Below are 15,402 nucleotides of genomic sequence, written 5' to 3' on the forward strand. Positions count from 1 at the left end.
GACGCGAAGCGTTTCTCGACGAGATGAACGCGATCGTGCCGTGGGCGGAGCTGTGCGCAGTGGCGGAGCCGTTTTATCCGAAACGCGGCAATGGTCGCCCGCCGATCGCGCTGGAGCGCATGTTGCGGATTCACTTTGTGCAGTACTGGTTCAATCTTGCCGATCTTGCATGCGAAGAGACGCTGTACGACAGTCTCAGCCTGCGCCGTTTCGTTGGCATTGACCTTGGCAGCGAAACGGTTCCGGACGCCACCACGCTGCTCAAATTCCGGCACCTGCTGGAGGAGCACAAGTGAGCGAACGAATCTTCGCGGAAGTGGGAGTGGGGTTGCAGGCGCGGGGAGCAAAGCTCAAGAGTGGCACGATCGTCGACGCCACGCTGATCGGTGCCCCCTCGTCGACGAAGAACAAGGAGAGGGCGCGCGACCCCGAAATGCATCAGACGACGCAAAGGCCAGCAGTGGTATTTCGGCATGAAGTTGTATATCGGTGTGGACAGTCAGAGCGGGCTGGCGCATAGCGCGGTCGTGACGGCCGCAAACGTGCACGACAAGCATCCGCTGCCACAGTTGCTGCACAGTGAGGAGCAACGCGTCTACGGTGACAGCGCATACGCGAGCCAGAAAGCACTGATTCACAGCAAGGCCCCAAAGGCACGTGACTTCACCAACAAGCGCACGCGCCGCAAGGACATCGTCGACGAAGTGGCGCGGCGCAAGAACCGCAACAAGTCGAAGATCCGCGCCCGGGTCGAGCGCGTGTTCGCGGTCGTGAAGCGGCTGTGGGGCTTCACGAAGGTTCGCTATCGCGGGCTGGCAAAAAACGCCAATCGCGCCTTCGTTGCGCTCGCGCTGGCCAATCTTTGCATGTGGCGAGGTCGCTCGACGGCACAGGTGCGCCCGTAGAGGGCCAAAGACGGGCGAAGAGCCCGTGCAGAGCCCCTCAAGGGGCCCAACATGAGCTGGAATGCCCGCTTTTACGGCTGCGATTCGCGATTTCGAAAGTTTACACATGCCTTGGTCGCAAGCAATCGTGTTTACCGGGCTTGATCAGCGCTGCCCTAGACGCCGCCCCGGCCGACATGGTGCCGACGAAGGCGAGCCGGAGGCCTGAAATAGGCCTCCGGCGCACCAGCGGGGTAGTCAGGCAGTCCCCACGCCAAAGGCCACCGCTCCGGCATCCTCTGCACATGTGGCCGACAACAGCCATGGTTTCTATCCTGTCCACTGCAGGGATACCACCGAGCTATACAATGCGCGAATGGGCCTCGCGAACCACCACTTTCCCCGATCCAGACATCCCTGAGAAGACTCGATCCCTGTGAAAACCCTGCCACTGCAAAAGCGTGCTGGACCAGGATATGGAGCCGGTGACGACGATCCGCCACCGCAATCTGCAGACCCGGGCATTCGGCGTGGATCCGTTGAACTGCGTGCTGCGGGAGCCCGTTGCGCTACATCGGCATCACCCGGGGCAAGTCGGTGGCGCGCGCAAAAATTGTTGCCTGACCGCTCAGGGGGCGCAGTCCGTCCGGAGGCCGGGGAAATGGCATGTTTGTCGGGTTTGGGCATGAAGGCGACGTAGTCGCGCTTCATGGTTTTCACGAAGCTCTCGGCCATACAATTGCTTTGCGGACCCACCGGTGTCGTGAGAGGCGCGAATCCAATACCACTCGCAAACGCACGTTTCGCGGGCAATATATCCTGAGCCGTTATCGCTTGGCCATTCAATCGAAGACGGTACGGCATCGACATTGCCAAACCGATGCTCGACGGCTGCAAGCATCATGTCCCGAACGTTGTTGCGGGTTTAGCCACCGTCGTCGCGACCCAGCTCATTGCCTCCCGGTCGCAGCAATCCAGCGCGAAGGTAGCGCGCAATGGCTCGCAGTTCTCGCACCGGAATTCGAAGCCATTGGAGCACCAGCGTTGATTGCTTCTGGCCACCGCAACCCGTCCGTCATGTCGCCGCGTGACGGAGTGACGACTTCGGTCGGCGTTGCAGCAGCAGGCTGTGAACGCGCATGACACGATAGCTGCGCTTTGCGCTCACCGCCCCAGCCCCACGCACCTCCCGGTTGCTGCGGATAACACCCCAAAGCCACCGAAAGCCGTAGCTCGGCAAATCGATAACGGTCTCCCGTATTACCGCTACCAGTTCGGCATCGTCTGTCTGCACGGCGCTGTGCCCGTCTTGCCAGCCGGCAGGGCGTCCGCGCCTGATCGACACGTTCGAGCGCGCCACGCCGAAAACTTCACAGACCTGCTTCACTGGTCGTTCCCCGGCAATGATGGCGAGCGCGCTATCCTTTTTTTCCCGACCGTACTCCACTGCTTCTTTCAGAACTTCAACTTCTACGGTCTTGAGCGCGTCTGCCAGCTCCGAAGCGGGCACGACCTCTTCACCGATGAACACCGCCGACAGGCTGCCGTCCTGATACAGCTTCTTCCAATGGAACAGCTGGTTTGGATTGACGCCATGTTGGCGAGCCACCATCGACACGGTCTTGCTCGGCTCCAGACTCTCCCGAACCATCGCCGCTTTCTCTTCCGCAGCCCCACTGTCGGCGGCGCTCCGGTCCCGTCAACATTTCCACACTTCCTGCTTGCTGTTAGCTCTAAACACAGTGTATGACTACCCGTTATTTAAGGTAGGCCGTATCCAGCAGTTCAAGGGGTTGTTCCCCGGATTGCAGAGACTTTTACGCGTGAATCGCGGAAACCCTGCATCTGGCGCTCGCGTCGGCGGGTGAGCGGATGACTGTTTTTCAGCGCGGTTGTTCACTTCTGCCGACGTCTTGACGAAACATGCGTTACGCCGGCGAGTTCCGGCACTTCCGCTTTCGCTGTCGACTAGCTTCACACCGAATTCGTAGGGCGTAGGCACCTGCCTTTCGCCAGATATTCAACCTCCGGTGCGTGCAGCGCGTGGAAGCACACGCTCCCACCGCACATCCGCGTTCGCAAGAAAGCTTTGGTCTTGAGCGCTTGCAGAAATATCTCGAGGATATGGAGCTCATATAGGCGTGAGCAGTCGCGGGGCTCGGTGTGGGCCATACTGCTCGTCGTCGGCCATGCGTACCTCGTTACGCGGGGATCGGCAGACCCATGCGCACCCATCGGCAATCCTTCAATCCCACCATAAACCATGACATCAATTTTATTGATTCAAATTTGCTTGCGTCGTGGCAGAAGCTCCGGACACAATCTCGTGAACATCGCGCTTTGAACTTTGAAATAGTCCGCCCACATCAGAAGCGTTCGGCAGGTATCCCGGCTTGTTTGCTCGTGACCGGTTCGATCAACACCATAGTGACGACTCTTATACGGAGACCTATGGTTACCAAGGCTCTGCGATCTACTCCGGCGCCGTGCAGCATTTTGCGGCAAATTCACCTTGAGAAATCATGGCAAAGCTCGTAAGCATTAGCGCAATACCCCGAATGCCGTCCAGACTCCATGCAACGTGACAGGCTTCGCCGCAGCTCTTAAATAGTTCGCGGTCGAGTTAAGCGTTGACGGCAACTGGGAGTCTGGCGGGCGTGCCGCTGCATCCCCATCTTCGTTGGAATTTCAAAACTTCTAATGCAGACAATTCATTTCGGCAATCGCAAATTCCTAAGAGCCTTTGAACTGGCCGCCCTTTCGCTTGGCGTAGCGGTCACGACGATGCCGCTGCCAGCCCGAGCGGCGACCAACTGGGTCTCGACCCGCACGCAAGCGTTCCTCCTGTCGAATGCGTCGGCATCGGCCGGCCCCTATGCGGCGCGCCGCTACTCGCTGAACAGCTTCAGCAATACTGCGCTGACCGATACGAATGTGACGCCGCTCGAATTGAGTCAGCCGCTGCACATCACCGTGGCACTGAAGCACCGCAACGTGGACCAGCTCGACAGGTTTCTTCGCGACCTCAATCAGCCGGGTAGCGTCAGTTACCACAGGTACCTCACACCGGCCGAATTCAGGGCGCGCTTCTCGCCGACCGACGCGCAGGTCGCGGCCGTAGTCGCTCATCTGAAGGCGAACGGCTTCCGCAACGTCTCCGTATCAGAGAACAACATGCTGATCTTCGCCGAAGGCAACGCAAACAACGTGCAAAGCGCCTTCCAGACGAGCATCAAGCGCTTCAACTATAATGGCAAGCCGGTCTACGGGAACGATTTGTCAGCCTTTGTCCCGCCATGGCTCGGCTCGGTCGTTGATTCGGTACTCGGCCTGCAGAATGCGGTCGTGCCGCACATCATGCTCCAACGCTTCGCGCCGGAAGCGGTCATCGAACCGAACTCCATTGAGAAGAGCATGACAGACGCGTCGCAGCTGGTCGGTCACCAGCCAACCGATTTCGCGAAGATCTATGACGCGGACAGCCTGCCCGCTGCGACCAACACGACGGTGGGCATCATCAGCTGGGGCGACATGACTCAGACCATTGCCGACCTCAACACCTTCACGCAGAACGCACACCTGCCGAAGGTCAACACGGCGGTCGTCGCGGATGGATCGGGCGTCCCGGTCCACGACGCCGAACTCGAGTGGGCTCTCGACAGCCAGGTCATCATCGGCACATCCGGCGGCGTCAAGGAGCTGATCTTCTATCCGGCCATGAGCGGTGACGGCAACGACCAAGTCACCGACGCAACGCTGAACGCTGCTTTCAACAAAGCGGTGACCGACAATAAGGCTACCATAATCAATGTGTCGATCGGGCAGGACGAACATGCAACCTACAAGGACGGCGCGCTCGCCGCCGACGACGCGGTGTTCAAGCAGGCAGTCGCACAAGGACAGATCTTCTCAGTCTCTTCAGGCGATGCTGGAGCCTATGTTGAATCGCATTCGAAGCGTGGCGCCCAAGGGTACGTCGGTACGTTCGACGGAAGCTCGGTCACCACGATGATCGATCTGTCCAAATACGGCGTGGAGTATCCCGCTAGCTCGCCGTATGTCGTCGCAGTGGGCGGCACGATGCTCGCCACGACCGGCACCATGACGTGGGGCGGCGAAACCGTATGGAATGGCGGCGTCGACTACGCGGACCGCGACAGTAACGGGGAGCCGGTCGACAACGCGGTGCGCATTTGGGCGACGGGAGGGGGCGTGAGCGTGTACGAAGCCGCGCCCAGCTGGCAGACCGCGGCGCTCGGCAGTTCGGTGACGATGCGTGCCGTGCCCGACGTGGCGTTCGATGCGGCGCGATCGACAGGCGCCTACATCATCGTCAACGGGCAGAAGAGGAACTCGCCAATCGGCGGCACAAGCCTCGCGTCACCAATCTTCGTGGGCGGCTGGGCGCGGCTCGAATCGGCCAAGAACAACAGCCTCAGCCTGCCAACGCCGGCGTTCTATGAGAATCTCCCGGGCAATACGGCGCTGTACCACGACGTGACATCGGGCAACAACGGCTACCATGGCTACGGCTTCACTGCGAAGCCAGGCTGGGACATGGTTACGGGCTTCGGCAGCTTGGACTTCGCGAAGATCAGCGCGGCAATGCCAAGTTGGCGCGCGCAGTAAGGTTGCGTCGCGTTAGCGAGGTCGAGCAGAGTCGAATCCAAATGTATGCCACACATGATGGCAAACACGAAGATACCGCGCACGAGGCAGTCCGCCGGTATTGGCAACGTGATATAGCGGCTGCATTGTGCGTTGGACGTGATGCTGATGTGTGTGGTGCGTGGCGTACCGGCTGAATTTGCGTAACCTGGATGAAATGATGAGTGGGCGGAGTATTCAGGTCGATCATTCAAGCGTGCACCGCTGGGCGATAAAGCTCGTACGGTTGTTGCAAAAAAGAATTTCGCGAATGCAAACGCCACATGGGTGGGAGTTGACGCATGGACGAAACCTATGTGAAGTTCAAGGGAACAATGGAAGTACCTGTTCCGCGCCGTCGGCAAGGTGGCTAAGACGGTCGATTTCCTGTTGCGTGCCCATCGTGACAAGGTCGCCGCTCGACGTTACTTCGAGAAGACGATTGCACGGAACGGTGAGCCCGAAACGGCTGCCGCGGACAGAAGCGGCAGCCGATCTGGCTGAGCCTCCAAGTGCTCAACGCCGGGCGGCCCACACCTATCAACGTCCGACAGAAGAGGTAGCTGAACAAATCAGCGCGCAGGACCATCGCGCCATCAGGCGCATCATCGCACCGATGATGGGATTTGGGGATTCTGGTGCGCGCACATCATCCGCTCCGGTATCCAGATCATGCACATGATCCGAAAAGGGCAAATCAAAGATGGCGATACAGATCGAACAGTTGCCGCGCGGTTCTATTCACTGGCAATGTCAGTAATCCCTATCGTGACGGGCCCGATTCCACTATCGCGGCGCGGCCCCCTTTGCGGTGGCCGTCGTGGCCGGAATTCTCTTCTACGAGGACATGGCCGCAACGGACTTCATTCGGGTCGAAGAACAAGGCGGCATCCAAGTGCCAACGGGTTTGGAATTTGCGCATCAGGTATGTCACGCGCCATGCCACCACGATACCACGGTCGGCGCGCGCTCGCCGCGGCCCATGGCGGCCAATTGCAGGTTTTGACTCTGCAGCCGTCATTGGCAAAGACCAGTTCTACCTGATCCGGGAAAGCCCGTAAGGCGCGATGCGCTGCTTCCCGGGCGTCCTCCCAGCAAAATCATGTAAGGGCAAACTTGGCGTTTCTTCGCTCTCACATTGAAGTTTCAGCAGAATCACAAAAATTTCGGAAAACAATTGGTATGGCTTTATCTCGCGCAGCAACCGCATTGCTGCTGGCTGGATTGATAACCGCGCAGACTGCTCACGCACGGGTGACACTCAACTTCGTGAACGCCGATATCGACCAGGTCGCCAAGGCGATTGGCGCGGCGACGGGCAAGACAATCATTGTCGACCCACGCGTCACAGGTCAGTTAAACCTGGTATCGGAAAACGCAGTGCCTGAGGATCAGGCGCTGAAGACGTTGCAATCGGCGCTGCGTATGCAGGGTTTCGCGCTCGTGCAGGATCATGGTGTGCTGAAAGTGGTGCCCGAGGCCGACGCCAAGCTGCAAGGCGTGCCGACCTACGTCGGCAACGCGCCGACGGCGCGCGGCGACCAGGTCGTCACTCAGGTCTTCACGCTGAGGAACGAATCGGCCAACAACCTGCTGCCGGTACTACGTCCGCTGATCTCGCCGAATAACACTGTCGCGGCCTACCCCGCCAACAATACGATCGTCGTCACCGACTACGCCGACAACGTGCGGCGCATCGCCCGGATCATCGCGGGCGTCGATAGCGCGGCCGGCCAGGCGGTTGCAGTCGTGCCGCTGAAGAACGCGAACGCGATCGACATCGCGCAGCAGATGAACAAGATGCTCGATCCGGGCTCGATCGGCAGCACGGACGCGAGGCTCAAGGTGTCGATCACGTCGGATCCGCGCACCAACTCGCTGCTGATGCGCGCGTCGAACGCCGCACGCCTCGCGGCGGCCAAGGAACTCGCGAATCAGCTCGACATGCCGACCACGATGCCGGGCAACATCCATGTCGTGCCGCTGCGCAACGCCGACGCGACGAAGCTCGCGCGCACGCTGCGCAGCATGCTCGGCAAGGGCGGCGGCGAGGGCTCGACGGGCGGCGCGAACGAGGCGAACTCGTTCAACCAGAACGCCAGCGGCGGCGGTCCGTCGAACAGCAGCAGTTCGACGGGCACGCCGCCGTTGCCGTCGGGCGGCCTCGGCGGCGGCTCGATGAACTCCCCCATGGGCGGCGGCGCCTCGGGCTCGAACAGTAATAGCGGTGGCTTTCTCGGCAGCGACAAGGAGAAGAGCGAGGACCAGGGCGGCGGCATGATCACGGCCGATCCCGCGACCAACTCGCTGATCATCACCGCGCCCGAAGCGACGTACCGTAACTTGCGCGCGGTGATCGACCAGCTCGATGCGCGTCGCGCGCAGGTGTATATCGAGGCACTGATCGTCGAGCTGAACTCGAACACGAGCGGCAACCTCGGCATTCAGTGGCAGGTCGCGAACGGTAACTTGTTTGCCGGTACTAATCTGGCGACTGGCTCGGGCAACAGCATCGTTAATCTCACGACTGCAGCCGCGGCCGCTGGCACCACCGGCGGTCTGGCCGCGGCGCTCGGCTCGAAAGCCGCGCCGCTCCAGCAGGGCCTGAACGTCGGCTGGATCCACAACATTTTCGGCGTGCAGGGTCTCGGCGCGCTGCTGCAGGCGCTGTCACAGACCGAAGATGCCAACGTGCTATCCACGCCGAACCTGATCACGCTCGACAACGAAGAAGCGAAGATCATCGTCGGTACCAACGTGCCGATCCAGACCGGTTCCTACTCGAACCTGACGAGCGGCACGACGAGCGCGGCGTTCAACACGTTCGACCGCGTCGACATCGGTCTGACGCTGCACGTGAAGCCGCAGATCACCGACGGCGGCATCCTGAAGCTGCAGCTCTACACCGAAGACTCGGTGATCGACAACGACACGAGCAACGCGTCGACGAACCCGGCGAGCCCGGAATTCAAGAGGCGTTCGATCCAGTCGACCGTGCTATGCGATAACGGCGAGATCATCGTTCTCGGCGGCCTGATGCAGGACGACTATCGAGTGACGAACAGCAAGGTGCCGCTGCTCGGCGACATTCCGTGGCTGGGCCAGCTGTTCCGTTCCGAGCAGAAGACCCGCGACAAGACTAACCTGATGGTGTTCCTGCGCCCGGTCATCCTGAGCGACCGCGACACCACGCAGGCCGTCACGGCGAACCGCTATGAATACATCCAGGGTGTGCAGGGCGCGTACCGTTCGGACAACAACATCATGAGGGATCGCGACGATCCGGTTGTGCCGCCGATGCCGCTCGGCCCGAGCCAGGGCGGGGTGCCGGCGCTGAATCTGTTCGACCTGAACCAGATGCGCCGCCAGCAGATGATGCCGCAGCAGGCACCGCAAGAGGTGCCTCAACAGGTACCGCCGCAGGCCGTACCGCAAGCCGGCGCGCCGGCCGTGCCGCAAGCTGGCGCGCAGACCCCGACCCAACCGATGCCGCAAACCTTGCCTCAACCGGTCGTCGTCGAGCCAGCAAGCGGCGCGATGCCGAGCACGGTGTCGCCGGGAGCGCGTCCGTGACGCAGACGCCCGCGCAAACCGCGCCCTCGCAACGTCTGCTGAACGGCGACGCCGCGGCCGGCGAGCGCGCTGCGCCCTCGCCGCTCGCTGCCCGGCTCGTGCCGTACGGCTTTACGCGCAGCGGCCAAATCTTGGTCGCGCATCAGCATGCCGATAGCCTCGAGGTCTGGATCAGCGAGCGCACGAGCGAAGCCGCGCGCAACTACGGCGCGGTGTCGGTCGTGCGCGTGCCCGTCGACGATCTCGCGCAGGCGATCAACCAGGCCTACGCGCGCCAGGACGGCAGCGCCGCGCAGGTGGTCGGCGAAGTGGAAGGCGAAGTCGATCTGTCGCGGCCGATGCAAGATATCCCCGAGGGCGAGGATCTGCTCGAATCGGAAGACGACGCGCCGATCATCCGCATGATCAATGCGCTGCTCACACAAGCGGCGCGCGAGCAGGCATCGGATATCCACATCGAACCGTTCGAGAATGCGTCCGTGGTGCGTTTTCGCGTCGACGGCACGCTCCGCGACGTGGTGCGGCCGAAAAAAGCGCTGCATGGCGCGCTGATCTCGCGGATCAAGATCATGGCACAGCTCGACATCGCGGAGAAACGTTTGCCGCAGGACGGCCGCATCACGCTGCGCGTCGGCGGTCGTCCGGTCGACGTGCGCGTATCGACGCTGTCGACCGGCCACGGCGAGCGCGCAGTGCTGCGTCTGCTTGAGAAAGACGCGGCGCGGCTCAATCTCGAAGCGCTCGGCATGGCATCCGACACGCTCGGCCAGTTCGACAAGCTGATCGGCAAGCCGCACGGCATCGTGCTCGTGACGGGCCCGACCGGCTCAGGCAAGACGACGCTGCTGTACGCGTCGATGTCGCGACTGGAGGCGGCGACCACCAACATCATGAGGGTGGAAGACCCGATCGAATACGACCTGTCCGGCATCAGCCAGACCCAGGTCAACGAGCGGATTGGCATGAACTTCGCGCGCGCATTGCGCTCGATTCTGCGTCAGGACCCGGACATCATCATGATCGGTGAAATCCGCGATCTCGAAACCGCGCAGATCGCGGTGCAGGCGTCGCTGACGGGTCACCTGGTGCTCGCGACGCTGCACACGAACGACGCGGCATCGGCTCACCCGTCTGACCGACATGGGCGTCGAGCCGTATCTGCTCGCGTCCTCGCTGCTCCGCGTGCTCGCGCAGCGGCTCGTGCGGCGCCTGTGTCCGGTGTGCCGCGAAGAGCGCACCGAAGAGGACGGCAGCAAGCGCTGGCATCCGGTCGGCTGCGACCGTTGTGGCCAGTCGGGTTACGCGGTACGCCGCGGCGTCTACGAACTGCTGCTGATCGACGAATCGATCCGCTCGCTGATCCACCGCAACGCGGCCGATGCCGAAATTCTCGAAGCGGGCCGCGCCCAGTGCATGCGCACGCTGCGCGAGGATTCGGAGCGCTGGCTCGCGTCGGGACCGACGTCGCTCGGAGAAGTGATTCGCGTGACGGGCGGAGCATGAGCGCATGCGGGCACTCCGTGGAGAGTGACATTAGATTTTCCTTTTCTCATGCGCGCCGTGCGGCTTCTGCCTTGCCTGCGGAACGCGGCTCTCACCGGAAAGCGCAGCTAAGGCAGCGCGGCGCCGCCATCATCAGCGCGTTGCTGGTGGTGACGCTGTCGGCAATTCTCGTCTCCAGCATTTTATGGCGCCAGCAGGTGCAGATCCGGCGCATCGAGAATCAGCGGCTGCTGTCGCAGGCGCAATGGGGCGCGCGCGGCGCGCTCGACTGGACCCGGCTGATCCTGCGCTCCGAAGGCGACACGTCGGCGGGTATCACCTATCTGGGTGGCGTTTGGGACGAGCCCATCGCGAAAGCGCGGCTGTCGGATTTTCTCGGCCAGATCGGCGAGGTGCGCGCTGAGCAGGGCGCGGCCACGTACCTGTCGGGCTCGATCGAGGACGCGCAGTCCAGATTCAATCTGCGCAGCCTGGTCGCGAGTCCGGCGCCCGGCGTCATGCAAATCAGCGCCGAGCAGATGGCCGCGTATCAGCGCCTGCTGGTGTCGCTCGGCCTGAGCGGGCAGCTCGCCAAAGTGACCGCGCTGCATGTGCGCGCGGGACTGTCGCAATCGGCGACGCGCTTTCAGACCGGCACGTCGATCAGCAGCTCGCCGCAGGTCGGCGGCGGCGGTATGACGGGTGGCAACTTCACGAACCAGCCCGGCATCGAGGACAGCGACGACAACGTGGCGGTCGCACCGCTGCTAATGACGGGCGTCGATTCGCTGCTCGACATTCCGGGCTACACACCGGAGATCGTCGCAAAGCTGCGGCCGTTCGTCATCGTGCTGCCGACGGTCACCGCGATCAACATGAACACCGCGTCGGCCGAAGTAATCGCGGCGGTGGTGCCGGGCATGACCGTGCCGCAGGCGCAGACACTCGTCGCGCGGCGCCAGACCGTGATTTTCCGCAATGCCGGCGACGTGCAACTCGCGCTGACCGCCGCCGGCGTGCAATCGGCGTCGATCGATCCGAATCAGTTCGACGTCAATTCGAGCTACTTTTTAGTCCACGGCACTGTGCAGCACGAGCGCGCCGAAGTGGATCGCACGACGCTCGTCTATCGCGATCCGCTGACTCACACTACGCGTATCGTGCGGGTACAAGACCAACTATGAATAGCGCAACACACAGAGAGAGTGGCCTTTGAGCACGCTGATCGTCCTATTGCCGCGTAATCCGGCGGTGCTCTCGCAGGAGTGGCAACTGCCCGAGTTGCCGTGGTTCCGTCGCAATAAGGAAGGTGGCCGGCGAGTTCGCCGAAATACAGAGGATTGCTTATGCAGAAAGGGAATAGAATTGCTGGGCGGGAGAGAGTGCCTTACGGCCGTCGCTCATCTGACCTTTGCGAATCATATGCATGGTCTCAATTCCGACCAGAATGATGCATGCGCAACGAAAATTCTTGAAACCCAGCATTGGGGGCGTTCGACGCTTGATGGCCCGGTGATCCTGTTCGACAATGTTGTTCAGTTACTTCCTCTGACGGACCTCGATTGGCGTTTCCCGCTTGGCGTTGATCGCTTGCAAGGCCGCCAGATTCGATCCACTCTTATCGATCGTCACGGTCTCGGGTTCGCCGTTCTGGTCAATTGCCTTTTCGAAATAAGCCCGGGCCGCAGCCTTATCCAGTCGGGATCGCAGCAGAAAATCAATGGTGTTGCCTGCCTTGTCGACGGCCCGGTAAAGAGATACCGCCACTCATCCCTCCACCAATAGACGGACCCGCTCGCACAACTGATTTTGTAATCAATCTTGTGCGACCGCAGCATCGCTTGCAGAGCCCCGCTGGATAAGCTCAGGAGGCCAGATCCTGTTTCAACTAATGAGCAACTGTCTTACCAGTCAAGCCGTGTGGATGGATTCATCCCACGGCTTTCCTGTTTTTGCGATGGCGTTGAGGATCAGCAGCTTTCTCATGCAGGCAACCAGAACAACCTTGTTCGGCTTGCCGGTGGCGACGAGCCGATGATAGAAAGCCCCAATTACCGGGTTGAAGCGTACGGCCGCTAACGTCGCCATATGCAACATGCGCCTGACAGCGGCACGTCCGCCGAAGATCATTCGTTTGCCGCGAAACGCTCCCGAGTCGCGGTTGAAGGGCGCTACCCCGATCAGCGCACTGACCTCCTCACGCCGCGTCAGCTTGCCGAGCTCTGGCACGTCGGCGATCAGCGTGGCGACGATAGCGGGTCCTACTCCGCGAACCCTGGATAGGGAACGGTTGATGGAACAACCGGTCTCATCAACTCATACCTGCTCCTATGAAACAGAAACTCACGCGACTTGCAGGTCGCACAAACATGTTCTTGGCAAGATCGATTCCAATGGTGACAAGGGACATGGACTTCCCCTCCTGCTGGCGTTGATGAAGATTCGACGCTCCATCATGGCACTTTGATGCCGACATTCGCGGCTTCCGCCGCAGCCTCGGGACGGGGAATGTCCGCGCCGACGGTATTTTGAGCCACCGGGCCGATTGAATTTTGAGCCGGGGTGGAGACCGGTCTAAAGCAGGACCGGTTGTGGATAAGTGTATGGGTTTCCGGGGTCGTTGTCCTCCTGCGTATGAGGGCGGGTTGCGCAGGGGAATCTGCGAGGGGCGTAGCTCGTAGCAGATTCCCCTGCGCTGGCGAACGACGTCAGGCTGATTCGGCCGCACTTGCGCCGTCGCCTCTGCGCGCCGCTTCTCGCGAGCGGATGTGTTTCTTTGCACTGGCGCTGCTATGCCGGAAACGGTAGCTTTCGTTGCCGGTCTCCACGATGTGGCAGTGGTGCGTCAGCCGGTCCAGCAATGCCGTAGTCATCTTCGCGTCGCCGAATACACTGGACCATTCAGCGAAGTCCAGATTCGTAACGGCAACGCTCGTGTGCTCGTACAGCCGGCTCAGGAGATGGAACACCAACGCCCCGCCGGCCTGGCTGAAGGGCAGATACCCGAGCTCGTCCAGAATGACCAGGTCGAGACGCAGCAGGCTCGCAGCGATCCGTCCCGCGCGGCCCTGCGCCTTTTCCTGCTCCAGTGCGTTGGCCAGATCCACGGTCGAGTAGAAGCGCACGCGCTTGCCGTGATGAATGATTCCGGACACCCCGATGGCGGTCGCCAGATGAGTCTTGCCCGAGCCCGGCCCGCCGACCAGAACCAGGTTCTGTGCGCCCTCGGTGAACGCCATGCTGGCCAGTTGCATGACGAGCTGGCGATCGACGTCCGCCGAAGTAAAGATGTTCCGTTTTGCGAAGTAAAATTGAACCTTCGCTGAATTCAGTGGAATTTCAGCATCGGATAGGAATTACTATCCTTATAAATCAAATTGTTGCGATACTCGCGAAGTAAAGTTGAGATCTTTCGTGAGTCCAGGTGCGCACTGATTTACGGCCATGTAGCCGAGTCTCTAGCGTCCGGGGGCGCCAAATGCCTGATCGAACTGCCTTGCCCGTTTGACCTCGTCGCCGTGGAGGTAAATCGACGTCGTCGATATTGACGAATGCCTCAAGTTGTCGCGCACCATGATCAGTTCGGCCCCGCGCGCGAGCGCGATTGATGCGTGCGTGTGGCGCATCCAGTGCGGGCTCGCGCGGCGCAGCTTTTCCGCCATCGCAGGCCGCTCATCCTTAATCGCGTCGGCGACCAGCACGAAGAAGCGTCGCAGCACGCGTCCGAGCCGTGTGGCATTGATGCCGGTACCATCCTCCTCTAGGCTGGCGACGAGCACCGTCGCCGGGTCCCATCGGTCCTGGGTGACCGGTAACCCGCGTTGCACCAGGTACTGATCGAGTGCCATCCGTGCCAGCGTCGGGAGCGCAACCTTGCCTGTCTTGCCACCCTTGCCGGTGATGTGTAGCCAGTGATCGCCATGATCATCGGTGAAGACGTTGCCGAGCGTCGCGCCCGTCAGTTCGCTGGCCCGCAGGCCGGTCGCGTAGCCGAAATCCAGCAAGAATCGAAGCCGCCGGGCGGCCGCCTCGCTCCAGCCGTAGGACCATTCGAGGCCATCGGCGATCGTGCGGAGCAGCAGCCACTCGCCTTCAGTAAAGCCGCGGGTGACATCGAGGCCCGCCTTTGCGTTTCCTCGTACCTTGACGCCCGCGAATGGGTTCGCAAGAACGTAGCGCTGCTCGACCAGCCAGCGGAACAGGGCCGCAAGTACGGTGAGTGCGTACGCGGCGGAGCGCGTCGACAGTCGCCCGCTGAACGGTCGCCATTCGACGCTTTGTCGCGACCGCGACGGCCCGACCCAGCGTTCCCTCGGCGTCGGCCGTCGCAGGAACGCCCGGTAGGCGATTGCGTCGTCAGTGGTCAGCGATGACAGCGCGCAGCCCCGTTCGACGATCGCCCACAGGATCAGGCGCTCCGCCTCCTTCCGGTAGGCGCGCTGCGTGGCCACCGATTCGTGCAACGACAGCCACGATTGAGTTGCCTCATAGTCGTTCGACGCCTTGAGCAAACAGACGTGCCGTGGTGCGCGAAACTGTCCGTGCGAGCCGTCGACCTCGTGCGGCAGACGCAGCTGTTCCCACGGCACCACCGGCCCGGAAGGGGCTGCCACAACCAGTGCGCGTGCACGCTCGGTCAGCGCGGGATGGGCCGCAAAGAAAGCTTCGACCTGGCGTGCGCCTGCCGTGCGTAAGCGGTAATTTCGGCTCATCTGGAACCTGCGGGTAACAGGGATCAAGATTGCGTCCGCAACTTACACACTGCGGACGCAGATCATGACTGACCCACAAACTGACTTTGACTTCCTGCCCCTGC

General features: G+C 61.6%; 5 protein-coding genes and 7 pseudogenes. 7 read left to right on the forward strand and 5 right to left on the reverse strand.

Going from position 1 to position 15,402, the window contains the following annotated elements; genetic code table 11:
- Both AB4Y42_RS42475 and AB4Y42_RS42480 read left to right on the forward strand, forming a co-directional pair.
- Positions 1 to 296 (forward strand): transposase (locus AB4Y42_RS42475; RefSeq protein WP_368697680.1); only part of this gene is annotated, 296 nt, incomplete at its 5' end.
- A 90-nt stretch (positions 297 to 386) separates the two neighbouring features.
- Complete coding sequence (locus tag AB4Y42_RS42480; protein ID WP_368697681.1) at positions 387 to 905, forward strand: IS5 family transposase; 519 nt, start codon at positions 387 to 389, stop codon at positions 903 to 905.
- Positions 906 to 1,556: 651 nt separating this feature from the next.
- Here the strand turns inward: AB4Y42_RS42480 and AB4Y42_RS42485 are convergent.
- Positions 1,557 to 2,596, reverse strand: a pseudogene (locus AB4Y42_RS42485) (IS3 family transposase); the annotation flags it as partial.
- 988 nt (positions 2,597 to 3,584) lie between these two features.
- Here AB4Y42_RS42485 and AB4Y42_RS42490 point away from each other — a divergent pair.
- The 5 genes and pseudogenes from AB4Y42_RS42490 to gspK all read left to right on the forward strand — a co-directional run bounded on the left by AB4Y42_RS42490 (position 3,585) and on the right by gspK (position 11,770).
- Positions 3,585 to 5,513 carry a protease pro-enzyme activation domain-containing protein gene (locus AB4Y42_RS42490; protein WP_368692914.1) on the forward strand — a complete coding sequence of 643 codons (1,929 nt, stop codon included), beginning with the start codon at positions 3,585 to 3,587 and terminating at the stop codon, positions 5,511 to 5,513.
- Positions 5,514 to 5,654: 141 nt separating this feature from the next.
- Positions 5,655 to 6,278: pseudogene (locus AB4Y42_RS42495) on the forward strand (IS6 family transposase); the annotation flags it as partial.
- Between the two features lie 435 nt (positions 6,279 to 6,713).
- On the forward strand, positions 6,714 to 9,104 hold the full coding sequence (gene gspD, locus AB4Y42_RS42500) for a type II secretion system secretin GspD (RefSeq protein ID WP_368692913.1): 2,391 nt from the start codon (positions 6,714 to 6,716) through the stop codon (positions 9,102 to 9,104).
- Between the two features lie 35 nt (positions 9,105 to 9,139).
- A pseudogene (gene gspE / locus AB4Y42_RS42505) lies at positions 9,140 to 10,607 on the forward strand (type II secretion system ATPase GspE).
- A gap of 29 nt (positions 10,608 to 10,636) precedes the next feature.
- A complete protein-coding gene (gspK, locus tag AB4Y42_RS42510; protein ID WP_368697682.1) occupies positions 10,637 to 11,770 on the forward strand; it encodes a type II secretion system minor pseudopilin GspK in 1,134 nt (377 codons plus the stop codon).
- A gap of 160 nt (positions 11,771 to 11,930) precedes the next feature.
- On the opposite strand, the pseudogene AB4Y42_RS42515 reads toward gspK, so the two are convergent.
- From AB4Y42_RS42515 to AB4Y42_RS42530, 4 pseudogenes are all read right to left on the reverse strand, one after another.
- A pseudogene (locus tag AB4Y42_RS42515) lies at positions 11,931 to 12,355 on the reverse strand (transposase); the annotation flags it as partial.
- Between the two features lie 142 nt (positions 12,356 to 12,497).
- A pseudogene (locus AB4Y42_RS42520) lies at positions 12,498 to 12,869 on the reverse strand (transposase); the annotation flags it as partial.
- A 425-nt stretch (positions 12,870 to 13,294) separates the two neighbouring features.
- Positions 13,295 to 13,858, reverse strand: a pseudogene (istB, locus tag AB4Y42_RS42525) (IS21-like element helper ATPase IstB); the annotation flags it as partial.
- A gap of 186 nt (positions 13,859 to 14,044) precedes the next feature.
- Positions 14,045 to 15,268, reverse strand: a pseudogene (locus tag AB4Y42_RS42530) (tyrosine-type recombinase/integrase); the annotation flags it as partial.
- Positions 15,269 to 15,402 lie beyond the last annotated feature (134 nt).

It is taken from the genome of Paraburkholderia sp. EG286B (assembly GCF_040965655.1).
In the GTDB taxonomy this organism is placed as follows: domain Bacteria; phylum Pseudomonadota; class Gammaproteobacteria; order Burkholderiales; family Burkholderiaceae; genus Paraburkholderia.